The organism is Pseudomonas sp. Q12-87 (genome assembly GCF_001269755.1).
GTDB lineage: Bacteria > Pseudomonadota > Gammaproteobacteria > Pseudomonadales > Pseudomonadaceae > Aquipseudomonas > Aquipseudomonas fluorescens_S.
Window position 1 is genome coordinate 157,414 of sequence record NZ_LHVI01000029.1, and the last position, 25,258, is coordinate 182,671.

Sequence of the window (25,258 nt, forward strand, 5' to 3'; positions counted from 1 at the left end):
TCGATCGAACCTTTACTTACCCTAGCCGTTTCCAACAAGAGAGCATGATGGGCGAATTCGATGCCATCCGACCTTACGACGACAGCGAAGTACCAGCGGTGCTGGCACGGCTGCTCGGCGACAAGGCGTTTCTAGATATCCTCACCCACTTCCGCTTCCCACGCCTGGCCGGCGCCTTCGGCTGGATGCTCAAACCCCTTATAGCGCAAAGATTGCGCCGTGAGTTTGCCGGTGTGACGTCGGTCGCCACCTTGCAGGACAAAGTGGAGTTCTACGTCGACCACACCATCGAGCGGGCCACCGATGGCGTCACCTACACCGGGGTTGAGCAATTCAAGTCAGGCAGTGCGTACCTGTTCATCGCCAACCACCGCGACATCGTGATGGACCCTGCCTTCGTCAATTACGCCGTGTACCACGCCGGCCTGCCGACGCCGCGCATCGCCATTGGCGACAACCTGCTGCAAAAGCCTTTTGTCAGCGACCTGATGCGCCTGAACAAAAGCTTCATCGTGCACCGCTCCATCACCGGACGGCGGGAGAAAATGGCGGCCTACCAGTTGCTGTCGGCGTACATCAATCATTCGATCCGCAACGATTGCGCCTCGATCTGGATCGCCCAGGCAGAAGGTCGGGCCAAGGACGGTGATGACCGTACCGAATCGGCGATCCTCAAAATGTTCCACATGAGTCGCAAGGATGAGCCGTTCGGTGAGGTGATCCAGTCACTGAACCTCACGCCGGTGTCGATCAGCTACGAATACGACCCGTGCGACCAGGCCAAGGCTCGCGAGCTGTACATCCGCGCCACCACCGGCACCTACACCAAGGCACCGGGCGAGGACGACGTGAGCATTGCCACGGGTATCACCGGTTATAAGGGTCGGGTCCATGTGAATTTCGCCGCGCCGATCACCGAGCTGTTCGAAGACACCAAGCAACTGGCCCTGGAAATGGACCGGCAGATCCTTGGCGGCTATCGGCTATTCCCGGTGCATTACCTGGCTTATGCCCAGTGGGCCGACGCCGACCCGCAATTGCAGGTTCCCACGGCAGGCGAAGTATTTGGCGCCGACGAACTGGCCAAGGCCGAGCAGGAATGGCAGCGCCGGCTGGACGCTTGCCCACCGGAACACCGGCCGTTCCTGGTGCTGCAATATGCGACACCGGTGCGCAATCAGTATCGGGTCAAGGCCGGGCTGGCACTGTAAGGCCTTTTCTAGAGGGGCTGCTTCGCAGCCCAGCGGGAGCAAGCTCCCTCGCCACGGGCTAGCTCAGCGGATCTGCGTGCTGATCCACGACACCAGCAACGCCAGCGCCAGGCAGCCGAAACCGAACCGGTAGAAAAACCGGTTCATCCGCTGGGTCGCCAGGTCCAGCAACGCTTCGAATCGTTCATTGCTTGCGCTGTTACGCGCTTCGAGGCAGGCCCGCGCCCGTTGTTCACGACGATGCGTCGCGTGCAACACCCAACCGCCAGGGCAGGCAAACAGCAACGCGAGCAGGTTGATCAGTTTGGCGGGGTGGGCAGCGAACAATGAAAACAGATGCAGCGACATCATGAACCTCAAGCGATAAACGGACACAACGCGCCCGGGACCTACGAACAGGGCGCGGATTCTACCGAAAGCCCGCCGCCCTGCCCTGCTTTTTCCGACCGGTAACGATCAGCTGGGGTAATGCCTGGTGACTTCGTGGCGAGGGAGCTTGCTCCCGCTGGGATGCGCAGCAGCCCCAAAAAAGCTTGCGCGATTAACCTGACACACCGAGACGCTAGCCGGGGCTGCTGCGCTGCCCAGCGGGAGCAAGCTCCCTCGCCACAGGGTCCGCAATCAAGCCTTGGGTTAATTTCGCCCGTCACGGTTTCGTCATCTGAATAGGCCACTCTGTCGCCCTTTCAAACCCGCACGGAACCCGACATGTTGCACGCCGAGAATCAGGATCGCCTCTACCTCATCAGCCCGAGCGACGAACAACAGAACCTCGTCGACAGCTTGTCCTTCAACGTCCAGGACCGGCACTGGCTGGTGTATTGCGCCCTCGGTGGCCATCAACATGCCGACCTGCCGGAAACCGACCTGCTGACCGGGATCAGTGTGCTGGAGTTCTACTCCCAGGCAGCCTAAGCATCCCCAAGAAACGACTGTGGGAGCGAGCTTGCTCGCGATGGCGGCGAATCAGTCGACATAAAAGTCACTGACATTGCGCTATCGCATGCAAGCTCGCTCCCACAGGTGGCAAGGGGCTCAGTGCTTACTCAGCCAGCACCTGACCAATGGTCGGGTCCTTGAACAGCCGGGTCAGGGCATCGCTCAACACATCGCTGACCAGCTTGGTATTGGTGTCCTGGTTGGGCGCCATACCGAAGCGCTGATCCAACGAAGCACCGTAACGACCACTGTAGCGGCGGCTGGCGTTCTGCACATCGGAGCGGAATGTCGCGCCAATGGTCGCCTCAGTCACGTACATGCCTTCCTTGGGCGACTGATACTTGAGCTCAGCCAGGGTCACGGTCAATTGCGGAGCGTTCAAGGCATTGGCTGTCGGGGTGAAGCCCAGCAGACGCACCGCTGCTTCGGCCTGGGCCTGCAACTTGGGCAGGATCTGCGCGCCCTGCACGGTGATCACGCTGGTTTCCGGATACAGGCCGCCACGGGTACCGAGCGTCGGCGACGGACGACCGTCCACCACCCGCACCACCACCGGCTGGCCACGGCCCACAGGCGCCAGTTGGGCGTTGAGCTTGGGCTCCGGGTTAAGTTGTTGCGGGCTGTGGGCGCAGCCGACGAGGGTCAGACTGGTCACAGCGATCAAACCGAACAACAGGCGTTGCAACATGCTCTTCTCTCCAGAATCGGGCACAAACAGGCCGGCAGTATAGCGGTGCGCCATCGCGTGGAACTAGCGCCTTGCGATGAATACTGAAATGTCTGACATGGGCCGTGGTTACCGGTTCCTGTCACTCCATTGTCACGGTCCTTACACCGGCATGTCATGGCCCTTTGTCAGGCTTACCACAAGCTCCCTGACCCGGTATCCGCTCATGCGCTTCCTTATTTCCCTGTTCACCCCGCGCCCGCATCACCGCAGCTTCGCCCTGCTCGACCGCAATGGCCGCTGCCAGGCCTTCAAGCAATGCAACCTGCAGCCCATGGGCGAAGGCTGGGTGGAAATCGAAGAGATCCGCCTCAACTGGCTGCACCAGCCGTTGCCTGCCAGCGCCCGCGTGCAGCCACTTCGCGCTCGCGCACGCAGCCGACAGTTGTTGACCATCTGACCGGACGCCTAATAAAAGTCATTAAACACGACCATTTCCCTGCGTTTCTTCGATACAATCTCCCCCCGATTATAAGGACGTCTCCTGATCGGGCCTCGCAACACCGCTGATGCGCTGGTATTGGCACTTCGCACCGCCCACAGAGAGCCGCCCACACAGATCGAGTGAAGCTGGCGCGCTTGCTGTTCTCTCAGGCAAATCACCACTTTTCGCGAATCTGCAGAGCTGTCATTACGCTCGGTCACTGAGCTGTCTGCCCGTTTTGCCTGTCATGTACTACATGGGGGCAACCAAACCGGGCGCAGTGCCAGGCTGGGACAGCCCTTTTTTGAGGTTCACGTCTTCAAAAGAGCGTGAAAAAACGGGTTTTCACAACTTCACGAGAGTGTGGCGAGCAAATGAAGAGTTTTGCGTCTGAACAAGCACCATTAGCGTCTGGAACAGCCCAACGACACAGGACCGGATATCGTTCAAGAACCGGCGCCTGAAGCCTGTCCGCTACGGATTTGGTTGCACGAACGGATGTCTCGGCCATAAGTCGAATTGCCGGCCCGGCGCTTAAATGAGTTCATAGGACTCTTGAGGCCAGGCTGCATGCATCCGCAGTAGTTGCGAAAAATTGCGAAGATTCGGACATGGCGATCCTGGCCATGGGTACCTGGGGCGCAACCGACCTGCCCCGTCACTCCTGGCCGCTATGCCGACAATTTGGTGCTGCAGATTTTGGAGACGCGTTAAATGGCGCATAACGAAGCAGTCGACGTAGTTCTGGTAGGGGCCGGCATCATGAGTGCCACCCTGGCCGTACTGCTCAAGGAGCTCGACCCCGCGATCTCGCTGGAAGTCGTCGAGCTGATGGATTCCGGTGCCGCGGAAAGTTCCAACCCATGGAACAACGCCGGCACCGGTCACGCCGGGCTGTGTGAGCTGAACTACACACCCCAGGCAGCCGATGGCAGTGTCGACATCAAGAAGGCCGTGCACATCAACACCCAGTTCGAGGTGTCGAAGCAGTTCTGGACCTACCTGACCAAAAAGGGCACGTTCGGCTCATCCAAGTCCTTCATCGCGCCGGTACCGCACCTGAGCTTCGTCCAGGGTGAGAAAGGCGTGTCGTTCCTGAAGAAGCGTTTCGAGCTGATGCGCCAGCATCATGCCTTCGCCGACATGGAATACACCGAAGACAAGGCCCAGATGGCCGAGTGGATGCCGCTCATGATGCCCGGCCGGCCGACTGATGAAGTCATCGCCGCCACCCGCGTCCTGAACGGTACCGACGTCAACTTCGGCGCCCTGACCAATCAGTTGCTCAGGCACCTGGGCAGCGCGCCGGACACCCAGATCAAATACTGCAAGCGCGTCACCGGCCTCAAGCGCAACGGCAGCGGCTGGACCGTCAGCATCAAGGACGTCAATTCCGGCAGCACCCGTGAAGTCGACGCCAAGTTCGTATTCCTCGGCGCCGGTGGCGCGGCATTGCCGCTGCTGCAAGCGTCGGGCATCGAGGAAAGCAAGGGCTTTGGTGGCTTCCCGGTCAGCGGCCAATGGCTGCGTTGCGACAACCCGGAAGTGGTCAAGCACCACCAGGCCAAGGTCTACAGCCAGGCCGCGGTGGGCTCGCCGCCCATGTCGGTGCCGCATTTGGACACCCGCGTGGTCGATGGCAAGAAATCCCTGCTGTTCGGGCCATACGCCGGTTTCACCACCAAGTTCCTCAAGCACGGTTCGATCATGGACCTGCCATTGTCGGTGCGTGCCGGCAACATCGGCCCGATGCTGGCCGTGGCCCGGGACAACATGGACCTGACCAAGTACTTGATCAGCGAAGTGATGCAATCCATGGAGCAGCGCCTGGAATCCCTGCGTCGCTTCTATCCCGAAGCGAAAGCCGAGGACTGGCGCCTGGAAGTGGCCGGGCAGCGGGTCCAGATCATCAAGAAAGATCCAAAGAAAGGCGGCATCCTGCAGTTCGGTACCGAGCTGGTGGCGGCCAAGGACGGCACCCTCGCCGCCCTGCTTGGCGCCTCGCCGGGCGCCTCGGTGACCGTCTCGATCATGCTGGACCTGATCGAGCGCTGCTTCCCGGACAAGGCCAAGGGTGAATGGGCCGCCAAGCTGGCGGAGATATTCCCGGCCCGGGAGAAAGTGCTGGAAACCGACGCGACGCTGTATCGCAAGATCAATGCGCAGAACAACATCGCGCTGGAGCTGGTTGAAGAAAGCAGCGAGACACAAAGCTACGCTTGATTCGACCGCACAAAAAAACGCCCCGCTCTTCCTGAGAGCGGGGCGTTTTTCATGGGTGACGCTTTTGTGGCGAGGAGGCTTGCTCCCGCTGGCCTGCGAAGCAGGCCCAGGATCAATCAGCCGCGAGCCTTCTCGATCAACTCGATGTATTCCTGGGCATTACGCTGGTCGCGCACCAACGCAACAAAATCATTGCCGTGCTCGTCCTTGCCGTTGAGGTCGTAACCGGCCTCGACGAAAAACGTCAGGAACCGCTCGAAATCGTCGACCCGCAGGCCACGATAGCCCTTGATCAGCTTGTGCAACGACGGCGACGTGGCATCGATCGGTTCGAAATTGAGGAACAGCTTGATCTGCTCATCGCCAATCTCGTCACCAATCACTTGTTTCTTGTCTTTACGCATTGCCGGCTCCAGCTCGCACAGTTCACGGGGCGGGCAGTTTACCCCCGCCAGGCCCTGGGGCTCAACGCGAGCGTTCGGCGCCCGTGTGCAGGTCGGCCCAGATATGGCCGTTGGTGTAGGTGAGAAACTGCACGTAGACCGTATCGTTGCGCAACAGATCGATGACCACCCGGTATTGAGCCTGTGGATAAGACAGGGTCAGGGTCTTGCTCGCCTCGTCGAATACCGGTTTCTTCAGGCTTTTGCTTTCGCCGTCGAAGTTCAGGATCACTTGGTTGATGGTTGCGCCCTTGTTCAAGGGCTTGCCCTTGAGACGGATCAGCAACGGCGAGGTGACCGGTATCGGTTGCTGGTTGGATTGGCGCTGGTTGCCCAGCACCACCGAATATTCGGTCACTTGCAGCAATTGCTGTTGCTCGGGCTGTTCCTGGCGCACCACCAGGTCATCGGGCGGCAGGAACTGGCTGTGCATCGGCGCGGCCACGACCGCCAGGGGCAGGCTGGATATCAGCAGCAAAGCGGCACAGCGGCGGATCGATACATTCATGACAGGCTCCGGGGTCTTGGCCCGGCACTCTAGCATGAGCGTGGAGGATGCAAATAAGCGATCCAGATCAATGCATGCGTGCAATGGGCGCGGCATACTCAAGGAGCCGTCAGCCCTGATGCAAGTTCCCTCGTCACCGGTTGGGTGCTTGCCAAGAATTCGGTATTGCCTCTTTCATTTCGTGGAGTGCCCATGTCTTTCTCCGCCCCTCCGTTGTTCGCCGCCTGGCGCCAAGCCTGGCGCGCCGGTTATACCCTCGAGCGCCTGCGGGGCGATCTCGTGGCCGGGCTGACCGTCGGCATCATCGCCATTCCCTTGGCCATGGCCCTGGCCATCGCCGTTGGCGTACCGCCACAACATGGGCTCTATACCGTGCTGGTGGCTGCGCCGCTGATCGCCCTTACCGGCGGCTCGCGATTCAACGTGAGCGGACCGACCGCGGCGTTCGTGGTGATTCTGCTGCCCATCACCCAACAGTACGGCCTGGGCGGCCTGCTGCTGTGCACAATGCTCGCCGGGTTGATTCTGATCGCCCTGGGATTGATGCGCGCCGGCCGGCTGATCCAATACATCCCCTACCCCGTTATCCTGGGTTTCACCGCTGGCATCGGTGTGGTCATCGCCACTTTGCAGTTGAAGGACCTCCTGGGCTTGAGCACCGCAGGCCAGGCCCGGCACTACATCGAACAATTGGGTGAGTTGATCGTCGCCCTGCCCGGCGCTCGCCTGGGCGACGGCATCATCGGTGTCACCTGCCTGGCGGTGCTGGTTGCCTGGCCGCGCTGGGTGCCGAAAATTCCCGGACACTTGGTTGCCCTGCTGGTGGGCGCGCTCCTGGGGCTGGGGATGGAGCAGGCCGGATGGCCGATCGCAACGCTGGGCGAGCGCTTCAGTTACGTTGTCGATGGCGTCGCTCACCCCGGCATCCCACCGTTTCTGCCAAGCTTCGATTGGCCCTGGAACCTGCCGGACGGTCAGGGGCATCCCTTGACGCTGTCCTATGACCTGATTCGCCAGCTCCTGGCGCCTGCCTTCGCTATCGCGATGCTCGGCGCCATCGAGTCGCTGCTGTGCGCCGTGGTGGCGGACGGCATGACCGGCAGCAAGCACGACCCCAATGCCGAGCTGATCGGGCAAGGCCTGGGCAACCTGGTGGCGCCCTTGTTCGGCGGCATCACCGCCACGGCAGCCATTGCCCGCAGCGCCACCAATGTGCGCAGCGGCGCCTCTTCACCCCTGGCGGCGATCATCCACAGTCTCGTGGTGCTGGTGGCGATTGTGCTGTTGGCGCCGCTGTTCAGCTACTTGCCCATGGCCGCGCTGGCCGCATTGCTGGTGATGGTCGCCTGGAACATGAGCGAAGCCGGGCACGTGCTGCACACCCTGCGTATCGCCCCACGCAGTGACGTGCTGGTGCTGCTGACGTGCCTGAGCCTGACGGTGCTGTTTGACATGGTCATGGCCGTCGCCGTCGGCCTGCTGCTGGCCGCCGGGCTGTTCATCAAGCGCATGAGCGAACTGACCGACAGCGCCGAGCTGCCGCGCCACTTCCACCAAGCCCTGGCGGACATGCCCGAGCATGTACGCTGCTACGGCATTCGGGGGCCGCTGTTTTTCGGTGCGGCAGAAAAAGCCCTGGATGTGCTGCGCAAATTCGATCCGGGCATCCGGGTGGTGGTGGTGGAAATGAGTGCCGTGCCCATGCTGGACATGACTGCATTGGCCGCTTTTGAAAATATCCTGAAGGATTACCGCAAGCAGGGCATCGGGCTGATTCTGGTGGCGACGGCGCCGCGGGTGCGCCTGAAGCTGCGCCGTGCCGGCATTCATCGGGAGCAGCGCCAGTTGGCCTATGTTCAGACTTTGGAGCAGGCGCGGGTCAAGAGTGAGCAGTGGCTGGCGGGTGGCAGCGCCGCTCATTCAAGACTTGCTTGAACCGTGGCGAGGGAGCTTGCTCCCGTTTGGGTGCGTAGCACCCACCTGCACATAGGGCTGCTGCGCAGCCCAGCGGGAGCAAGCTCCCTCGCCACGGGGAACTGCGGAGTATCCTAAAACCGCTCAGTCGAACTGAGCGCGCATCCAGGCGTGGTATTCGGCCACGCCCGGCTCGCCTTCGCGGGGCGCCCAATGGGCCAGTTCACCGTCGCCCACGGGCCGGTAAGGGCCGGCCTTGCACTCGAACATCAGGCTGTCGGCTTCCAGTACCACCAGGCCGTGATAGACGCCAGCCGGCAGGTCGACGCCCAGGCAATCGCCACCGGCCTGCAGGATGCGTTTATCTGTCACCGCACCGGTTTCATCGAAGATCAGCACCCCAAGCCGTCCCTTGAGCACCAGCAAGGTTTCGGCCTTGTCGGCGCTCAAATGGCGATGCGGAGGGATGTAGGTGGACGGTTGCAAACCCACCGCCATGCGGTGGCAGGGTTCGTCCATCTGATGGAAATTATGATGTTGCCGCCCACGGGGACTGGCCGCGGCGTTCCCGGCCAACTCGTCAAACAGCGCTTGATCCAGGAAGCTTGGCCGGGTCATCGATTACATTCCTTTAACGGCGAAGATACCGTTGGCGTTGCGCCAGTAGCCTTTGTAATCCATGCCGTAGCCGAAGATGTAGCGGTCGATGCACGGCAGGCCGACGAAATCGGCTTTCAGGTCGGGACGGGCCTTGCGGTCGTGGTCCTTGTCGATCAGCACGGCGGTGTGCACGGCGCGGGCACCGGCGTGCTTACAGAAGTCGATGATGGCGCCCAGGGTATGACCTTCGTCGAGAATGTCGTCGATGATCAGCACGTCGCGGTCAATGAACGAGACTTCCGGCTTGGCTTTCCAGAACAGGTCACCGCCGCTGGTTTCGTTGCGATAACGGGTCGCGTGCAGGTAGGACGCTTCCAGGGGGAAGTTCAGATAAGTCAGCAGTTTGCCGGAGAAAATCAGACCGCCGTTCATGACGCAGAACACCACCGGGTTGGTATCGGCCAGTTGCTCATTGATGTGCGCACCGACACGGGCGATGGCCGCTTCGACTTCGGCTTCGGTGTACAGGCAGTCAGCCTCTCGCATGACTTGACGGATATGCTCGAGATCAGCGGACATGGCGCTCTCCAGGGGAGGTTGAGGGGAGGAACGGGTTCGGAAAAACGGGCAAAGGTACGCATCCCGCTCGGTCAGATCAAGCGTTTGTGGACTAACGTTCTGTATTGTCTATAGGACAACACCCTCGGATAGATTAATCTAGGCCGGTTTTTTTGCCCGCCGCCGGAGCCTTCCCCATGCCCATCCTCGAGATCCGCCATCCGCTGATCAGACACAAACTCGGCCTGATGCGCCGCGCCGACATTAGCACGAAGAACTTCCGCGAACTCGCCCAGGAAGTCGGTGCCCTGCTCACCTACGAAGCCACCAAGGACCTGCCGCTGGAGTCCTACGAGATCCAAGGTTGGGCCGGTACGGTCCAGGTGGAGAAAATCGCCGGCAAGAAAATCACCGTGGTGCCGATCCTGCGCGCCGGCATCGGCATGCTCGAAGGCGTACTGAGTTTGATCCCGGGCGCCAAGGTGAGCGCCGTGGGCGTGGCTCGCAACGAGCAGACCCTGCAAGCCCACACCTACCTGGAAAAACTGGTGCCGGAAATCGATGAGCGCCTGGCCATGATCATCGACCCGATGCTTGCCACCGGCAGCTCCATGGTCGCTACCATCGACCTGCTGAAAAAAGCCGGTTGCCGGGACATCCGCGCCATGGTGCTGGTGGCTGCCCCCGAAGGCATCAAGGCCGTGCAGGACGCGCATCCGGACGTGACCATCTACACCGCATCCATCGACCAGAAACTCAACGAGCACGGCTACATCATCCCGGGCCTGGGCGATGCCGGCGACAAAATCTTCGGCACCAAGCAGAAGGACGCTTGAGCATGCAGGATGAGTTCAACGATCCGCTCTGGCGCCAGGTGCTGTCCGGCGCACAGATGCTGTTCGTCGCCTTCGGCGCGCTGGTGTTGATGCCGCTGATCACCGGGCTGGACCCGAACGTAGCGCTGTTCACCGCCGGCCTGGGCACGATCCTGTTCCAGATCGTTACCGGGCGCCAGGTGCCGGTGTTCCTCGCTTCGAGCTTTGCCTTCATCACCCCGATCATCCTCGCCAAGGGCCAGTTCGGCCTGGCGGCGACCATGGGTGGCGTGATGGCGGCCGGTTTCGTCTATACGTTCCTGGGCCTGGCGGTGAAGATCAAGGGCACCGGGTTTATCGACCGGTTGCTGCCACCGGTGGTCATCGGTCCGGTAATCATTTCCATCGGCCTGGCCATGGCGCCGATTGCCGCGAACATGGCGATGGGCAAGGCTGGGGATGGTACCGAGCTGATTCATTACCAGACCGCGATGCTGATTTCGATGCCGGCGCTGCTCACCACCCTGATCGTCGCGGTGTTCGGCAAGGGCATTTTCCGCCTGGTGCCGATCATTTCCGGCGTGCTGGTGGGCTTTGCCATGGCGTTTTTCTTCGGCGTCGTCGACACCGCGAAAATCGCCGCCGCGCCATGGTTCGCCCTGCCGAACTTCACCGCACCGGAGTTCAACTGGCAGGCGATCCTGTTCATCGTGCCGGTTGCCCTGGCGCCGGCCATCGAGCACATCGGCGGAGTGATTGCCGTGGGCAGCGTGACCGGTCGCGACTACCTGAAAAAGCCCGGCCTGCACCGCACGCTGCTCGGCGATGGCATCGCCACCACCGCCGCCGGCCTGTTCGGCGGCCCGCCCAACACCACCTACGCCGAAGTGACCGGTGCAGTGATGCTGACCAAGAACTACAACCCGAAGATCATGACCTGGGCGGCGATCTTCGCCATCAGCCTGGCGTTCATTGGCAAGTTCGGCGCGCTGCTGCAAAGCATCCCGGTACCGGTGATGGGCGGGATCCTGTGCCTGTTGTTCGGTTCGATTGCCGCGGTGGGCATGAATACCCTGATCCGCCACAAGATCGACTTGGGCGAGGCGCGCAACCTGGTGATCGTTTCGGTGACGCTGGTGTTCGGCATCGGCGGTGTGCTGGTGGGCACCGGCACCGGTCCGGACGACTTCGGCCTCAAGGGTATCGCGCTGTGCGCGGTGGTAGCGATCGCGCTGAACCTGCTGCTGCCGGGCAATGACGGCTGGAAGCAGAAGAAGGCGGATGAGCCGCTGCTATGAATCAGTAAGGTCTATGTGGCGAGGGAGCTTGCTCCCGCTGGGCTGCGCAGCGACCCCAAGCTTTGCGAGCGCTTCGCACTCGAGCGGGAGCAAGCTCCTTCGCCACGGGCCCGGTGTTATAACGCAATCGGCGCCCGTTCACACAGCGTGCCCAACGCCTTGGCCCACTGCGGCTCGGCGTTGAGACACGGCACCAACACCAATTCCTCCCCGCCCGCCGCACGGAACTGCTCGCGCCCGCGATCGCCGATTTCCTCCAGGGTTTCGATGCAATCGGCGACGAACGCCGGGCACATGACCAGGACTTTCTTCACGCCGCTCCTGGCCAGTTCATCCAGGCGCGCTTCGGTGTAGGGTTCGATCCACTTGGCGCGACCCAGTCGAGACTGGAACGACACCGACCAACTACCCCCTGCCAACCCCATCTGCTCGGCAAACAGTTGCGCGGTGCGAATGCACTGGGCGCGGTAACAGGTCGCCATGACTTCCGGCGGCGCGTTCTTGCAACAGTCGGCGTCCTTGAAGCAGTGAAAGCCCGTTGGGTCGAGCTTGGTCAGGTGCCGTTCCGGCAAGCCATGGAAACTCAACAACAGGTGATCGTGATCCTGTATCAGGTAGGGCTTGGCACTGGCGACCAGCGCATCGATGTATTCCGGTTGGTCGTAGAACGGCTGGAGAATCGAAAACTGCACATTGAGTTTCTTCTCCCGCACGACCCGCTTGGCTTCCTCGATTACGGTGGTGACCGTGCTGTCGGCGAACTGCGGATACAGCGGCGCCAACGTTATTTTCTTGTGTCCCTGGCTCGCCAGGCGCACCAGCGCCGTTTCAATGGACGGCTCGCCATAACGCATTGCCAGTTCCACCGGGCCCTGGGTCCATTGCGCGGTCATCGCCTGTTGCAGCCGGCGACTGAGCACCACCAGCGGCGAGCCCTCCTCCCACCAGATCGAGGCGTAGGCATGGGCCGATTGTTCGGGGCGCTTGATCAGGATCAGCGACACCAGCAGCCGCCGCACCGGCCATGGCAGGTCGATGACATACGGATCCATCAGGAATTGATTGAGGTAACGGCGTACATCGGCCACCGAAGTGGAGGCAGGCGAACCCAGGTTCACTAGAAGCAACGCGTGATCGGTCATGCAACGTCCTATTTCAGAAGCGGCTGGACAGATCGTCCAGGGCCGCAGGCAAATCGGTGAACCGGAATGTAAAACCCGCCGCCTGCAATCGGGCCGGCGTGGCGCGTTGGCCGCCCAGCAGCAACAACGACATTTCCCCCAGCGCGACTTTCAACGCGAGCTCCGGCATCGGCACCACGGCCGGGCGATGCAACACGCGCCCCAGGGCCTTGGCAAAATCACGGTTGCGCACCGGGTTCGGCGCGCAGGCATTATAAGGACCGCTGACATCGAAGCGGTGCAGAAGAAAATCAATCAAGGCGATTTGATCGTCAATGTGTACCCACGGCATCCATTGCCTGCCATTGCCGATACGCCCGCCCAGCGCCAGTTTGAACGGCAATAGCAGCCGCGGCAAAAAGCCGCCCTCGGCGGACAGGACCAGGCCGGTACGAACCAGCACCACGCGCACGCCCAAGGCTTCGGCCCGTTGTGCGGTTTCTTCCCAGGCGATGCACAGTTGGCTGGCGAAGTCCTCGCTGACCGGGCCCGACGCTTCAGTCAACTCGCGCTCGCCACCGTCGCCGTACCAGCCCACCGCGGAGCCGGAAATCAACACCTGCGGTTTCTGCTCGCAACGCTCCAGCCACGCCAGCAAGACTTCCGTCAGGGTGACGCGGCTGCTCCACAGCAACATCTTGCGTTTATGGCTCCAGGGCCGATCGGCGATCGGTGCGCCCGCGAGGTTGATCACTGCGTCCACCGGCTCGTTGATTTCGTCGAGCCTGGCCACGCCACGCACCGACGCGCCGCAGATTTTCCCGACTTCTTCGGGTCGACGACTCCAGACCGTCAAGCGATGTCCCTGCTCCAACCAGAGGCGGCAGAGCTGACGTCCGATCAAACCAGTACCGCCGGTCAGCAATATGTGCATGAGATGTTCCTCGCATCGCGTTTTACCCGGCCCATTAGTCTATTTTTATAGATAGGGATTTTCCGTATCGGACAGGGTCTGTGTTTAACAATAGGACAACCTGTCCAAACGCAAACGGTGAAACTTATACCAAAAACCACAATTGTACAGGTTTAAACGACGGCGTAGTCTGTACAGAAAGGTAAACGAGGCCCTCATGACTGTACCCATCGCAATCATCGGCACCGGCATCGCCGGACTTTCAGCCGCCCAGGCCCTGACGGAGGCCGGGCATGTCGTTCAACTCTTCGATAAAAGCCACGGCAGCGGCGGACGCATGTCCAGCAAACGCAGCGACGCTGGGGCATTGGACATGGGCGCGCAATATTTTACCGCCCGCGACCGGCGCTTCGTCACGGAGGTCCAGCGCTGGCAAGCCAACGGCTGGGCCGCCGAATGGAACCCGCAGTTGTATAACTTCCAGGGCGGACAGCTGAGCCCTTCGCCTGACGAGCAGACCCGATGGGTCGGCACGCCGCGCATGAGCGCCATTACCCGTGCGTTGCTCGGCAAGTTGCAAGTGCAGTTTTCCTGCCGGATCACCGAGGTGTATCGCGGCCAGGAACACTGGCACCTGCAAGATGCCGAAGGCTTCACCCACGGCCCCTTCGGCCAAGTGGTGATCGCCACGCCCGCGCCCCAGGCCACCGCATTGCTGGCGGCTGTACCGAAGCTGGCCGGGGTGGCCGCCGGGGTAAAAATGGACCCGACCTGGGCGGTGGCCCTGGCGTTCGAACAACCGTTGGATACGCCCATGGAAGGCTGCTTCGTGCAAGACAGCCCCCTCGACTGGCTGGCCCGCAATCGCAGCAAACCGGGGCGCGACAGCACGCTCGACACCTGGGTGCTACACGCCACCAGCGAATGGAGCCGGCAACACATCGACCTGCCCAAGGAAGCGGTGATCGAGCACTTGCACGGCGCTTTCGCCGAACTGCTGCACAGCGCCATGCCCGCACCGAGCTTCAGCGTGGCCCATCGCTGGCTGTATGCCCGCCCAGCCGGCAGCCACGAATGGGGCGCGTTGGCCGACGCCGACCTGGGCCTGTACGTGTGCGGTGACTGGTGCCTGTCCGGCCGGGTCGAAGGCGCATGGCTCAGCGGCCAGGATGCCGCCCGTCGTTTGCACGCCAGCTTGCAATAATCGCGTCATCTGCCTGTCATGCTGCTGTCGAAACAGACAGCAGCCCATCTGTAAAACACCCATAAAGGCGGCCTCGCGAGCAAAACCGGTTGACTTGTGCGGGTTCGGACCTATGATGAAAATATTATACAAAATTACTTAACTGTATAAGATTTTGCTATCAGAGGTCGCCTATGCCCAGCGAAACCGTCGCCAAACCGAAAATCGCCGTCAGCGCCTGCCTGATGGGTGCTGAAGTTCGCTTCAACGGTGGGCATAAGCAATCGCCGCTGTGCAGCCGTACCCTGGTGGAATACTTCGACTTCGTGCCGGTATGTCCCGAAGTCGCCATCGGCCTGGGCATTCCTCGCGAACCTATCCGACTGGTAGGCAACCCCGATCACCCTGAAGCCGTCGGTACGGTGAACCGCGACCTCAACGTAACGCGACCGCTGGCTGATTACGGGCGCCGCATGGCCGACGAGCTGGACGATATCTGTGGCTACATTTTCATGCAGAAGTCACCGTCCTGCGGGCTGGAACGGGTCAAGGTCTACGACCATAACAGCGTGCCCCAGGACGGCGGCGGACGCGGTATCTATGCCCAGGCATTCTGCGAACGCCATCCCGACCTGCCGGTGGAGGAAGACGGTCGCCTCAACGACCCGGTGCTGAGAGAGAATTTTCTTACCCGGGTATTCGCCTATGCCGCTTGGCAGGACCTGTGCCGCCAGGGCCTGACCCGCCGCAACCTCATCCAATTCCACTCGCGCTACAAATACCTGTTGATGGCCCACAACCCGGTCCAATACAAGACCCTGGGCAATATGCTCGGCAACATGGGCAAGGCCGATCCCAATGAGCTGGGCCCGCGCTATTTCAGCGCACTGATGGCTGCCCTGAAAAAATGCGCCACGCGCCGCACTCACACCAATGTGCTGCAACACCTGAGCGGCTACCTCAAGCGCGCCATCGGCGCTGAAGACAAACAGGAAGTCCAGCATCTGATCGGCCAGTATCGCCTCGGCATCGTCCCGCTGGTGGTGCCGCTGACGCTGCTCAAGCATCACTTGCGCCAGCACCCCGATCCTTACCTGGCACAGCAGGTCTACCTGCAACCGCACCCGGAGAACCTCAGCTTGCGAAACGCCATTTGATGAAGAACGAACCCGATTCCAGCGCCAGCGAAGACCTGGGAGCCGATTTTGCCCAGGCACTGGCGCAAGGCTGGCTGCCCATACGTGAAGTCGCCCGGTTGACCGGCGTCAACGCCATCACCCTGCGCGCTTGGGAACGGCGTTATGGCTTGATCGTGCCGCGCCGCACCCCCAAGGGCCATCGGCTGTTCAACGCCGAGCATGTGCAGCGGATCCAGAACATCCTCACCTGGATCAATCGCGGGATGGCCGTGAGCAAGATCAAGCCGCTGCTCGACACCCCGCAACCGCCAGCCGAGCCACTGGAAAACCCCTGGCAGCGCCAGCGCCACGCCTTGGTGCTGGCGGTGACGGAGTTGGCCGAGCGTCAGATCGATGACTTGATCAATCAGGCAATGGCGCTGTACCCGCCCAGGACCGTGTGCGAGCAATTGCTGCTGCCCTTGCTGGACGAGTTGCAGGTGCGCTGGCAAGGCCAGTTCGGGGCACAGCTGGAACGGGTCTTCTTGTATTCCTGGCTGCGCAGCAAGTTTGGCAGCCGGATCTACCACAACAACCGGCAACTGCGCGGTGCGCCATTGCTGTTGATCAACCATTCGGACATGCCCCTGGAACCGCGACTGTGGCTCACGGCCTGGCTGGCCAGCAGCGCCGATTGCCCGGTGGAAGTGTTCGACGGGCCGATACCGGCAGGTGAACTGGCCCTGGCGGTCGAACGGCTCAAGGCCCGGGGTGTCCTGCTGTACTCAAGCAACGCCATCAACCTGTCGCAACTGCCCAAGCTACTGGGAGGTGTCGACTGCCCGATCATCATCGCCGGCCCGGCCGCGTCGATCCACCACGCCCGGATATCCACAGGCGTTTCGATGATCGATGTGTCCTGGGCCGAAGACCCGCTATCGGCTCATCGTGAACTGAGCCGCAGAGAACTTCTTTAGAGGGATAACAGCTTGCAACTGATCTGGCTGCGCAGCGACTTGCGCCTGCGCGACAACACCGCCCTGGCAGCAGCCGCAGCCCAGGGCCCCTGCGTGGCGGTGTACCTGACGAGCCCGCAACAATGGCGCGCCCACGACGACGCCCCCTGCAAGATCGACTTCTGGCTGCGCAACCTCGCATCGTTGAGAGCGGCCCTGGAGAAACTGAACATCCCACTGCTGATCCGCGACGCGCCGCATTGGCAGCAGGCGCCACACGTGCTGCTGACGCTATGCCGCGAACTGAATATCAGCGCCGTTCATGTCAACGAAGAGTATGGCTTCAATGAAACCCGTCGCGACGCCGAGGTTGCCCAGGCCCTGAAGAGCCAGGGCCTGGGCTTTCATAGCTACCTGGACCAATTGCTGTTCAAGCCCGGCAGCGTGCTGACCAAGACCGGAAATTATTTCCAGGTCTTCAGCCAGTTCCGCAAGGTCTGCTACAGCCACCTGCACTTCTCGCTGCCAAGCCTGGTCGCCACGCCAGGGCGACAGGCCCCCACCGGCCTGGCCAGCGATCCGGTGCCGGGACAGATCGACGGCTTCGCCACTCCCAGTGAGGCGCTACGCGACCTCTGGCCCGCCGGCGAAACCGAAGCCCGGCGGCGCCTGGATACATTCGTCGACCAGCACATCGATGCCTACCAGAGCGAACGCGACTTTCCCGCCAGGCCCGGGACCAGCCAGCTCTCGGCCTATTTGGCGGCCGGCGTCGTCTCGCCGCGCCAGTGCCTGCATGCAGCGTTGCAAGCCAATCAGGGTGAATTCGAAAGCGGATGTGTCGGTACTGTGACCTGGGTCAATGAATTGCTTTGGCGCGAGTTCTATAAACATATCCTTGTGGGCTATCCGCGCGTGTCACGCCACCGCGCCTTCCGTCCGGAAACCGAGGCACTGGCGTGGCGCAAGGCTCCCGCAGAGCTCGAGGCTTGGAAACAAGCGCGCACTGGCCTGCCGATTATCGACGCGGCCATGCGTCAGTTGTTGGAGGCCGGTTGGATGCATAACCGCTTGCGGATGGTGGTGGCGATGTTCCTGACCAAGAATCTGTTGGTCGATTGGCGTGAAGGCGAGCGCTTCTTCATGCAGCACCTGATCGACGGCGATTTGGCTGCCAACAATGGCGGATGGCAGTGGAGTGCTTCCACCGGCACAGACTCGGCGCCTTGGTTCCGGATATTCAACCCGCTGAGCCAGTCGGAGAAATTTGACCGCGAGGGCCTGTTCATCAAACGCTGGCTACCTGAACTGAACGACCTGGAGAAGCAGCAGGTCCATAGCCCAAATACCCAGGGCGGCTTGTTCGGTGCCTTGGACTATCCTGCGCCGATTGTCGATCTCGGCCAGTCAAGGGCGCGCGCGCTGGCAGCGTTCAGAAACCTGCCGGCGCGGCAGGACGTAGCCGCACACGAGACGGGCGATTAGCGCACACGAAATGTCGCGGCTCGGGATGCATGATGGGTCCGTTGTCCCTATAGTCCTACTCATCGCGGGAACTCCAGTAGCTGCGCACCAAAGCATCGCCAGATGGAGGGGGAAGTTGGTATGGGTCTAGAACTGCCACGACGCTATTGGCTCACCGGCGTCGGCAATGGAATCGGCGCTTCCCTGGCCGAAGCGATACTCAAGACCGGCGCGCGCCTGGCCGTCAGTACCCGCTCGATCCAAGCGTGCGAAGCCCTTTCGGCCCGTTATCCGGGACAAGTGCTGGCGGTGCCCGGAGATCTGACCGACAGCCAGACCGTACGTGAAATCGGCGAGCAGATTGCCCGGCTGTGGGGTTCCCTGGACGAGGTCATCCTCAACGCCGGAACAACGGAATACACCGACGAGAACCATGCGGGCCACACGATGATCGAGCATATCGTGCGCAGCAACCTACTGGCCGCCAGCTTCTGCATCGAAGTGGCCAAGCCCTTGTTGCGTGCCGGGAGCAAACCTCATCTGGTGGGCATTGCCAGCCCGGCAACTTACCTGCCGCCGTCCCGAGCCGAAGCGACTGGCGGCGGCATGCACCATCTGTTCGCATCGACCCGCCTGGAACTGGCCGCCGAGGGCATCGATGTCACGCTGGTACACCCGGGTTTCGATAGTCCACCGTCGGGCGCCGATGATTGTCTATCCGCGCCGGTTCACTGGTCGGCGGCCGAAGCGGCGCAGCATGTCCTGGGCCGCCTCGCCGAGCGCCCGCCAGAAATGGCACTCCCCATCGCATCCGTAGCCGTGCTCTGGCCCTTGCCTTCGTCGGCCGAAACCCCATCAACGTACGTCGACTCATGCCAGGCAAATAAGGGTTATTCGATCAAGGGACAACCCTGAGCTGCCGATTGCCTTACACTGCTGGCCATGAAAACCATCCCCCTCCATGAAATCGTCACGCCAGCTGTCACCTGCTCGACATGCGCGGCGTGCTGTTGCCAGCTGGAAGTGATGCTGATCACCGACACCGGCGTACCGGAGCGTTTCATCGACACGGATGATTGGGGTGGGGAAGTCATGCTCCGGCTGGACGATGGCTGGTGCGCGGCGCTGGACCGCGACAGCATGCTCTGCACCATCTACGAAAAACGCCCGCTGATCTGCCGGGAATTCGAAATGGGTGCGCCGGAATGCATTGAAGAACGCCGGGGAATTGCGACGGCGTATCGGTAGTAAAAACATGTGGGAGCGAGCTTGCCCGCTCCCACAATTGTTGGGGTATTACAACGGCATTGTGTAGTGCAGCGCGTAGCTTTCCACACCGTCGTTGGTCGACTTGATGCCGGCGTTGGAGTAGTGAGTCGCGCGAATACCCACTTCATGGCCGCCGTTGAAGCGCAGGCCGAAACCGATGCGGTCTTCGAACTGGAACGCCGTACCCAACTTGTTGGATTCCACTTCGGTATTGGCAAACAACGCCACGCCAACACCAGCTTCAACGTAAGGTTTTACATTCTGACCGGAAAATTCATACACAAACACAGGCGAGAACGACAAGCTGTGGTTGCTGGAGGTTTCGTCCCCCTCCCAATAGGTGTACGCGCCGCTCCAGTAGCCGGTCAGACGACCGACGTCGGTCTGCCACCAACTTTTGTCCCAATCGAACTGCATGCCCAGGCGATAAGTCATCGTCGAATCGCTGGTCTGGCCCACCCCAAACTCCACACCCGCTGCCTGCGCAGTATAAGTGTGCCCCAGCAACGCAGCCGCAAGCGCGGCAAAGCAGAATAAGCGCTTCATTAGAAACATCCTTTCCCGAACAGATTTAATTAATTTTGTTACAGACAGACAAAGCTATAGAAATCTGCGCCAAAACAGAAGTTCACCCCGTTTTACAGATTTTTCACGTTTTTTTTACAGACCAAAGCTTCGCACAACGCCGGAAGAATGCCATAGCGTCGGTAGGATTTTTCCGAAATGTATCGGGTCAGCGCTACTCCAGAACTGCGTATCGCGGGCGGGGCCGCCAGCCAACAGCGCCCGCTCGGCCAACAGGCGTTGCAGTTGCCGCGCCACGGCGGCCCCAGTGTCGATCAGGCTGATGTGCGCCGGGATCATGTCCTTGAGCAGCGGCTTGAGGAAGGGGTAATGCGTGCAGCCCAGGATCAGCGTGTCGCAGCCGGCAGCCAGCAAGGGCTCGACGTAGCCTTGCAGCAAATGATGCAAGGCCGGGCTGTGCAGGTCACCCGCCTCGATCAACTCCACAAGTCCCGGACACGGCTGAGTGATCACTCGCACATCAGTAGCGAATCGATCGAGCAAAGCAGCGAACTTGGCGCTCTGCAACGTACCGGTAGTGGCCAGCACACCGACAATACCGCTACGGGTGGCGGCGGCGGCGGGCTTGACCGCCGGTTCCATGCCGACGATGGGCCAGTGGGGGTAATCACGCCGCAGATCGGCGACCCCGGCCACCGTCGCCGTATTGCAAGCGACCACCAAGGCCTTCGCCCCTTGGCGCTGGAAAAAGTCGGCGATGACCGCGCAGCGCTGGCGGATGTAATCCGGGGTTTTCTCGCCATAAGGAATATGCCCACAGTCGGCAACGTAGAGCAGCGACTCGTTGGGCATCAGTTGGCGGATCTCCCCGAGCACCGACAGCCCGCCGACACCTGAATCGAACACGCCGACCGGGGCTTCACTCATGTGGGCGACCACAGACGCTGCAACCCGGATCGCGCTTGACCCGCAGCTCACGGAACCGTGTGCCCAGGGCGTCGATCAACAACAGGCGCCCCACCAGCGGCTCACCAAAACCGACCAACAGCTTCAAGGCTTCGAGGGCCTGCAGGCTGCCCACCAACCCCACCAACGGCCCGAGCACGCCGGCTTCGCTGCACGTCAGCTCGGCGTCGCTGCCATGGCCGTAGAGACAGTGGTAGCAAGGGCTTTCGGCGCGGCGCGGATCGAACACCGACAACTGCCCTTCCAGGCGAATCGCCGCACCGCTGACCAGCGGTTTGCCGGCCATGACACACGCCGCGTTCACCGCTTCGCGGGTCGAGAAATTGTCGGAACAGTCCAGCACCACGTCCACCGTCGCGACCACGGCAGCCAGGCTGTCTTCGTCCATGGCCGTCGGGTGGGGAACCAAACGAATGTCGGGATTGATCGCCGTCAGGCGCCGCATCGCCGAATCGACCTTGCTCAGGCCGACGCTGTCGGTGTCGTGGATGATCTGGCGTTGCAGGTTGGTCAGGTCGACCGTGTCGAAGTCCGCCAGGTGCAGTTCGCCAACGCCGGCGGCGGCCAGGTACAACGCCACCGGGGCGCCGAGACCGCCGAGGCCGACAATCAATACACGGCTTCGCTTGAGGCGCAATTGGCCGTCGATGTCGACGTGCTGCAACAGAATCTGCCGGCTATAGCGCAACAGCTCCTGATCGTTCAGCACGGCAGGCACCCCAGGCTGATCCGCTCATGGCCGCCAAGATCCTTGCGACTGTGGACTTCGGCAAAACCCTGGGTTTGCAGCTGGTCACGCACCGCCTCGGCCTGATCGTATCCATGCTCGAGCATCAGCCATCCGCCCGGCTCGAGGTGAGCCGGTGCCTGGGCAATGATCTGGCGCAGGTCATCGAGCCCATCCTGGCCGGCAACCAGGGCACTGGCCGGTTCGAAACGCACATCGCCTTCAGCCAGGTGCGGATCGGTTGCGGCAATGTAGGGTGGGTTGCTGATGATCAGCTCGAAACGCTCGCCCTCCAGCGCGCTGAACCAGTGGCTGCTCAGCACCGTGACGTTGCGCAGGTCCAGGCGCTGGCGATTGCGTTCGGCCAAGGCCACCGCTTCCAGCACACGGTCGACCGCCGTGACCTTCCAGGCCGGGCGTTCGCTGGCCAATGCCAAGGCAATCGCACCGCTGCCGGTGCCTAGGTCGAGAACTCTGGCCGGCGTGGCGGGCAACAAGGCCAGTGCGGTTTCAACCAACAGCTCAGTATCGGGACGCGGGATCAGCGTATGGGGCGCGACTTCCAGGTCGAGTTTCCAGAAGCCCTGCTGCCCGAGGATATAGGCCACCGGCTCGCCGGAGCGGCGGCGACGCAGGGATTCGGAGAACAGCAGCGCCGCCTCGCTCGGCACAATCCGCTCGGGCCAGGTATGCAGGAAACTGCGGGACTTGCCCAGCGCAGCCGCCAGCAGCAACTCGGCATCCAGCCGTGGCGTGGGCGAATCGGGAAGCTCGGCGGCGCGTAACAGACTGGCGATGATGGTCATTTTTTCACCTGTGCTTACTCGCCAATCGCAGCCAACTGGTCGGCCTGGTATTCGGCCAGCAGCGGCTCGATGACCGCATCGACCCCCCCGGCGAGAATTTCGTCGAGGGAATACAGGGTCAGGTTGACGCGGTGGTCGGTGACTCGCCCTTGGGCGAAGTTGTAGGTACGGATTCGTTCGGAGCGGTCGCCCGAGCCCACCAGCAATTTGCGCTCGCTGGCAATGGCGTTGGCGGCGGCGCTGGTCTGCTGGTCATTGAGCTTGGCCGACAGCCAGGCCATGGCCCGCGCGCGGTTCTTGTGCTGGGAGCGTTCTTCCTGGCACTCCACCACGATGCCCGAAGGCAAGTGAGTGATGCGGATGGCCGAGTCGGTCTTGTTGACGTGCTGGCCGCCGGCGCCGGAGGAACGGTAGGTGTCAACCCGCAGGTCCGCCGGGTTGATCTCGATGGCTTCCTGTTCGTCCGGCTCGGGCAATACCGCCACGGTGCAGGCCGAGGTGTGGATACGACCCTGGGATTCGGTGGCCGGCACACGCTGAACGCGGTGGGCGCCGGATTCGAATTTCAGCTTGCCGTAGACATTGTCGCCCTCGACCCGGGCAATGACTTCTTTATAGCCGCCGTGCTCGCCTTCGTTCTCCGACAGGATCTCCACCCGCCAGCCGCGACGCTCGGCGTAACGCGAATACATGCGGAACAGGTCGCCGGAGAAAATCGCCGCCTCGTCGCCGCCGGTGCCAGCGCGGATTTCGAGGAACACGTTGCGCCCGTCGTTCGGGTCCTTGGGCAGGAGCATGCGCTGCAGGCTGCTTTCCAGTTCAACCAATTGCTCCTTGGCTTCGCGGACTTCCTCCACGGCCATTTCGCGCATGTCCGGATCGCTGTCCTTGAGCAGCGCCTGGGCACCTTCGAGGTCGTCCTGCACTTTGAGCAGCTGTTTATACGCGGCGACAATCGGCTCGACTTCCGCGTACTCCTTGGAATACGTGCGGAATTTATTCTGGTCGCTAATGACTTCGCCATCGCCCAGTAACGCGGTCAGTTCTTCGAAACGGTCCTGGAGAATGTCCAGTTTATTGAGCAGTGACGCTTTCATTGCGGTTTTTTATCCGAAAAGCTATCCGGTGAACCCTCACCGAGGGCAAACAATTCTTGAGCCATGGCCAGCGCGTCAAGACGGCCCTCGGCGGTCAGCTTCTTGAGCTGGACACTGGGAGCGTGGAGCAATTTGTTGGTCAGGCCGCGGGCCAATTGCGCCAGCACCTCTTCGGCATTGCCGCCGTTGGCCAGCAGGCGCTGGGCCTTTTGCAATTCTTCGTCGCGCAGGCGCTCGCTTTGCTGACGATACGCCTTGAGCACATCCACGGCCGCCAGTTCGCGCAGGCGCACCATGAAATCGTCGGCGCCGACGGTGATCATCTCTTCCGCCGCCTGGGCTGCGCCTTGTCGACTCTTGAGGTTCTCGGCGACGACTTCGTGCAGGTCATCGACGCTGTAGAGATAAACGTCGTCCAGCTCGCCGACTTCCGGCTCGATGTCACGGGGAACGGCGATGTCCACCATGAAGATCGGCTTGTGCTTGCGCAGCTTCAGGGCGCTTTCCACCGCGCCCTTGCCAAGGATTGGCAACTGGCTGGCGGTGGAGCTGATGACGATGTCGCTGTGCACCAGCTCGGCCGGGATGTCCGACAGCAGCACCGCGTGGGCACCGAATTGTTCGGCCAGGGTGCTGGCGCGCTCCAGGGTCCGGTTGGCGACAACGATGCGCTTCACGCCCAGGTCGTGCAGATGGCGCGCAACCAGGGTAATGGTTTCGCCGGCACCGATCAGCAGCGCCTGGCTGCGTTGCAGATCACTGAAAATCTGCTTCGCCAGGCTGACGGCGGCAAACGCCACGGACACCGGGTTTTCGCCGATGGCGGTGTCGGTGCGCACCTGCTTGGCGGCGTTGAACGTGGCCTGGAACAGCCGCCCCAGCAGCGGACCGACGGTGCCCGCCTCGCGGGCCACGGCATAGGCCGATTTCATCTGGCCGAGAATCTGCGGCTCGCCCAGCACCAGCGAGTCGAGCCCGGAGGCGACGCGCATCATGTGACGAACGGCCGCATCATCCTCATGCACATAGGCACTGGCGCGCAGCTCTTCAAGGCTCAGGCTGTGATACTCCGCCAGCCAGCGCAGTACCGAATCGGCCGAAACGTGATCCTGTTCTATATATAGCTCGCTGCGGTTGCAGGTGGAGAGGATCGCAGCTTCGCGGCTGTCGGTAAGTCGGCAGAGCTGCTGCAGGGCCTCAACCAGCTGCTCAGGCGTAAAGGCCACGCGCTCGCGGACGTCTACTGAAGCAGTCTTGTGGTTAATACCAAGTGCAAGGAAGGCCATTCAAGGTCGCTGATAGTGACGTGAAGCCGGCAATTGTCCTACTTCGCCAGATCCAGAACAACCACTCGATCTCTATCGCCTTGCCCTGCATGGTAAATCGACGGGGCGGTTATGTTTGACGGAAGGCTTGTGTCATGATGATCCGACCGCAGGTTAGTCGTCCTCTT

The 25,258-nt window shown here is 61.7% G+C and carries 27 protein-coding genes; 13 read left to right on the forward strand and 14 right to left on the reverse strand.

From position 1 onward, the window contains the following. Nucleotides 1-44 precede the first annotated feature (44 nt). Entirely contained in the window at nt 45-1,211 is a 1,167-nt protein-coding gene (locus AD663_RS22485; RefSeq protein WP_033046273.1) for a 1-acyl-sn-glycerol-3-phosphate acyltransferase, read from the forward strand. A gap of 63 nt (nt 1,212-1,274) precedes the next feature. On the opposite strand, the gene AD663_RS22490 is transcribed toward AD663_RS22485, so the two are convergent. After that, the gene (locus tag AD663_RS22490) at nt 1,275-1,559 is read right to left on the reverse strand and encodes a hypothetical protein (protein WP_033046275.1); all 285 of its coding nucleotides are present in this window, start codon (nt 1,557-1,559) and stop codon (nt 1,275-1,277) included. A gap of 360 nt (nt 1,560-1,919) precedes the next feature. Here AD663_RS22490 and AD663_RS22495 point away from each other — a divergent pair, with 360 nt between their 5' ends. Next, on the forward strand, nt 1,920-2,126 hold the full coding sequence (locus AD663_RS22495) for a hypothetical protein (protein ID WP_003185312.1): 207 nt from the start codon (nt 1,920-1,922) through the stop codon (nt 2,124-2,126). 127 nt (nt 2,127-2,253) lie between these two features. Here the strand turns inward: AD663_RS22495 and AD663_RS22500 are convergent, their stop codons facing one another. Beyond that, nucleotides 2,254-2,838, reverse strand: a complete 585-nt coding sequence (locus tag AD663_RS22500) for a YajG family lipoprotein (RefSeq protein WP_003185314.1) — start codon at nt 2,836-2,838, stop codon at nt 2,254-2,256. Between the two features lie 205 nt (nt 2,839-3,043). Here AD663_RS22500 and AD663_RS22505 point away from each other — a divergent pair, with 205 nt between their 5' ends. Together AD663_RS22505 and mqo are read left to right on the forward strand one after the other, a co-directional pair. After that, nucleotides 3,044-3,277, forward strand: a complete 234-nt coding sequence (locus AD663_RS22505) for a hypothetical protein (RefSeq protein WP_003185316.1) — start codon at nt 3,044-3,046, stop codon at nt 3,275-3,277. A 738-nt stretch (nt 3,278-4,015) separates the two neighbouring features. After that, nucleotides 4,016-5,524 carry a malate dehydrogenase (quinone) gene (gene mqo, locus AD663_RS22510; RefSeq protein ID WP_053214559.1) on the forward strand — a complete coding sequence of 503 codons (1,509 nt, stop codon included), beginning with the start codon at nt 4,016-4,018 and terminating at the stop codon, nt 5,522-5,524. 116 nt (nt 5,525-5,640) lie between these two features. On the opposite strand, the gene AD663_RS22515 is transcribed toward mqo, so the two are convergent. Beyond that, the gene (locus AD663_RS22515; protein WP_053214560.1) at nt 5,641-5,928 is read right to left on the reverse strand and encodes a PA4642 family protein; all 288 of its coding nucleotides are present in this window, start codon (nt 5,926-5,928) and stop codon (nt 5,641-5,643) included. 61 nt (nt 5,929-5,989) lie between these two features. Further along, nucleotides 5,990-6,475 carry a hypothetical protein gene (locus tag AD663_RS22520; protein ID WP_053214561.1) on the reverse strand — a complete coding sequence of 162 codons (486 nt, stop codon included), beginning with the start codon at nt 6,473-6,475 and terminating at the stop codon, nt 5,990-5,992. A gap of 192 nt (nt 6,476-6,667) precedes the next feature. On the opposite strand from AD663_RS22520, the gene dauA reads away from it, so the two are divergent. Further along, nucleotides 6,668-8,410: a C4-dicarboxylic acid transporter DauA gene (gene dauA, locus AD663_RS22525; protein ID WP_053214562.1), complete on the forward strand. Its 1,743-nt coding sequence runs from the start codon at nt 6,668-6,670 to the stop codon at nt 8,408-8,410. Nucleotides 8,411-8,533: 123 nt separating this feature from the next. On the opposite strand, the gene AD663_RS22530 is transcribed toward dauA, so the two are convergent. Further along, nucleotides 8,534-9,007: a WbuC family cupin fold metalloprotein gene (locus tag AD663_RS22530; RefSeq protein ID WP_003185327.1), complete on the reverse strand. Its 474-nt coding sequence runs from the start codon at nt 9,005-9,007 to the stop codon at nt 8,534-8,536. A 3-nt stretch (nt 9,008-9,010) separates the two neighbouring features. After that, nucleotides 9,011-9,568, reverse strand: coding sequence for a hypoxanthine-guanine phosphoribosyltransferase (locus tag AD663_RS22535; RefSeq protein ID WP_053214563.1), 558 nt, complete (start codon nt 9,566-9,568; stop codon nt 9,011-9,013). Nucleotides 9,569-9,744: 176 nt separating this feature from the next. Here AD663_RS22535 and upp point away from each other — a divergent pair, with 176 nt between their 5' ends. Both upp and AD663_RS22545 read left to right on the forward strand, forming a co-directional pair. After that, a complete protein-coding gene (upp, locus tag AD663_RS22540) occupies nt 9,745-10,383 on the forward strand; it encodes a uracil phosphoribosyltransferase (RefSeq protein ID WP_053214564.1) in 639 nt (212 codons plus the stop codon). Nucleotides 10,384-10,385: 2 nt separating this feature from the next. Next, nucleotides 10,386-11,660 (forward strand): uracil-xanthine permease family protein, encoded by a 1,275-nt coding sequence (locus AD663_RS22545; protein WP_053214565.1) that lies wholly within the window; start codon nt 10,386-10,388, stop codon nt 11,658-11,660. A gap of 116 nt (nt 11,661-11,776) precedes the next feature. On the opposite strand, the gene hemH is transcribed toward AD663_RS22545, so the two are convergent. Both hemH and AD663_RS22555 read right to left on the reverse strand, forming a co-directional pair. Continuing rightward, nucleotides 11,777-12,802: a ferrochelatase gene (gene hemH / locus AD663_RS22550; RefSeq protein WP_053214566.1), complete on the reverse strand. Its 1,026-nt coding sequence runs from the start codon at nt 12,800-12,802 to the stop codon at nt 11,777-11,779. Nucleotides 12,803-12,815: 13 nt separating this feature from the next. After that, nucleotides 12,816-13,715: a TIGR01777 family oxidoreductase gene (locus AD663_RS22555; RefSeq protein ID WP_053214567.1), complete on the reverse strand. Its 900-nt coding sequence runs from the start codon at nt 13,713-13,715 to the stop codon at nt 12,816-12,818. A gap of 196 nt (nt 13,716-13,911) precedes the next feature. Here AD663_RS22555 and AD663_RS22560 point away from each other — a divergent pair, with 196 nt between their 5' ends. The 6 genes from AD663_RS22560 to AD663_RS22585 all read left to right on the forward strand — a co-directional run bounded on the left by AD663_RS22560 (nt 13,912) and on the right by AD663_RS22585 (nt 19,663). Beyond that, nucleotides 13,912-14,898: an NAD(P)/FAD-dependent oxidoreductase gene (locus tag AD663_RS22560; RefSeq protein WP_003185338.1), complete on the forward strand. Its 987-nt coding sequence runs from the start codon at nt 13,912-13,914 to the stop codon at nt 14,896-14,898. Nucleotides 14,899-15,071: 173 nt separating this feature from the next. Beyond that, on the forward strand, nt 15,072-16,034 hold the full coding sequence (locus tag AD663_RS22565; RefSeq protein ID WP_053214568.1) for a DUF523 and DUF1722 domain-containing protein: 963 nt from the start codon (nt 15,072-15,074) through the stop codon (nt 16,032-16,034). Next, a complete protein-coding gene (locus AD663_RS22570) occupies nt 16,034-16,972 on the forward strand; it encodes a MerR family transcriptional regulator (RefSeq protein ID WP_053214569.1) in 939 nt (312 codons plus the stop codon). Before AD663_RS22565 ends, AD663_RS22570 begins: the two co-directional genes overlap by 1 nt. 12 nt (nt 16,973-16,984) lie before the next feature. Next, entirely contained in the window at nt 16,985-18,436 is a 1,452-nt protein-coding gene (phrB, locus tag AD663_RS22575; RefSeq protein ID WP_053214570.1) for a deoxyribodipyrimidine photo-lyase, read from the forward strand. Nucleotides 18,437-18,556: 120 nt separating this feature from the next. Beyond that, nucleotides 18,557-19,330 carry an SDR family oxidoreductase gene (locus AD663_RS22580; protein ID WP_053214571.1) on the forward strand — a complete coding sequence of 258 codons (774 nt, stop codon included), beginning with the start codon at nt 18,557-18,559 and terminating at the stop codon, nt 19,328-19,330. A gap of 27 nt (nt 19,331-19,357) precedes the next feature. Continuing rightward, entirely contained in the window at nt 19,358-19,663 is a 306-nt protein-coding gene (locus AD663_RS22585; RefSeq protein ID WP_003185348.1) for a YkgJ family cysteine cluster protein, read from the forward strand. 48 nt (nt 19,664-19,711) lie between these two features. Here AD663_RS22585 and AD663_RS22590 read toward each other — a convergent pair whose 3' ends face one another. The 6 genes from AD663_RS22590 to hemA all read right to left on the reverse strand — a co-directional run bounded on the left by AD663_RS22590 (nt 19,712) and on the right by hemA (nt 25,091). After that, complete coding sequence (locus AD663_RS22590) at nt 19,712-20,230, reverse strand: acyloxyacyl hydrolase (RefSeq protein WP_003185350.1); 519 nt, start codon at nt 20,228-20,230, stop codon at nt 19,712-19,714. A 114-nt stretch (nt 20,231-20,344) separates the two neighbouring features. Continuing rightward, nucleotides 20,345-21,136, reverse strand: coding sequence for a glutamate racemase (gene murI, locus AD663_RS22595; protein ID WP_003185352.1), 792 nt, complete (start codon nt 21,134-21,136; stop codon nt 20,345-20,347). Continuing rightward, on the reverse strand, nt 21,129-21,884 hold the full coding sequence (locus AD663_RS22600) for a molybdopterin-synthase adenylyltransferase MoeB (protein ID WP_003185354.1): 756 nt from the start codon (nt 21,882-21,884) through the stop codon (nt 21,129-21,131). The genes murI and AD663_RS22600 overlap by 8 nt, the downstream gene beginning before the upstream one ends. Beyond that, nucleotides 21,878-22,708, reverse strand: a complete 831-nt coding sequence (gene prmC / locus AD663_RS22605; protein WP_003185356.1) for a peptide chain release factor N(5)-glutamine methyltransferase — start codon at nt 22,706-22,708, stop codon at nt 21,878-21,880. The genes AD663_RS22600 and prmC overlap by 7 nt, the downstream gene beginning before the upstream one ends. A gap of 14 nt (nt 22,709-22,722) precedes the next feature. Next, entirely contained in the window at nt 22,723-23,805 is a 1,083-nt protein-coding gene (gene prfA, locus AD663_RS22610) for a peptide chain release factor 1 (RefSeq protein WP_003185358.1), read from the reverse strand. Beyond that, entirely contained in the window at nt 23,802-25,091 is a 1,290-nt protein-coding gene (gene hemA, locus AD663_RS22615) for a glutamyl-tRNA reductase (protein WP_003185360.1), read from the reverse strand. Before hemA ends, prfA begins: the two co-directional genes overlap by 4 nt. Nucleotides 25,092-25,258 lie beyond the last annotated feature (167 nt).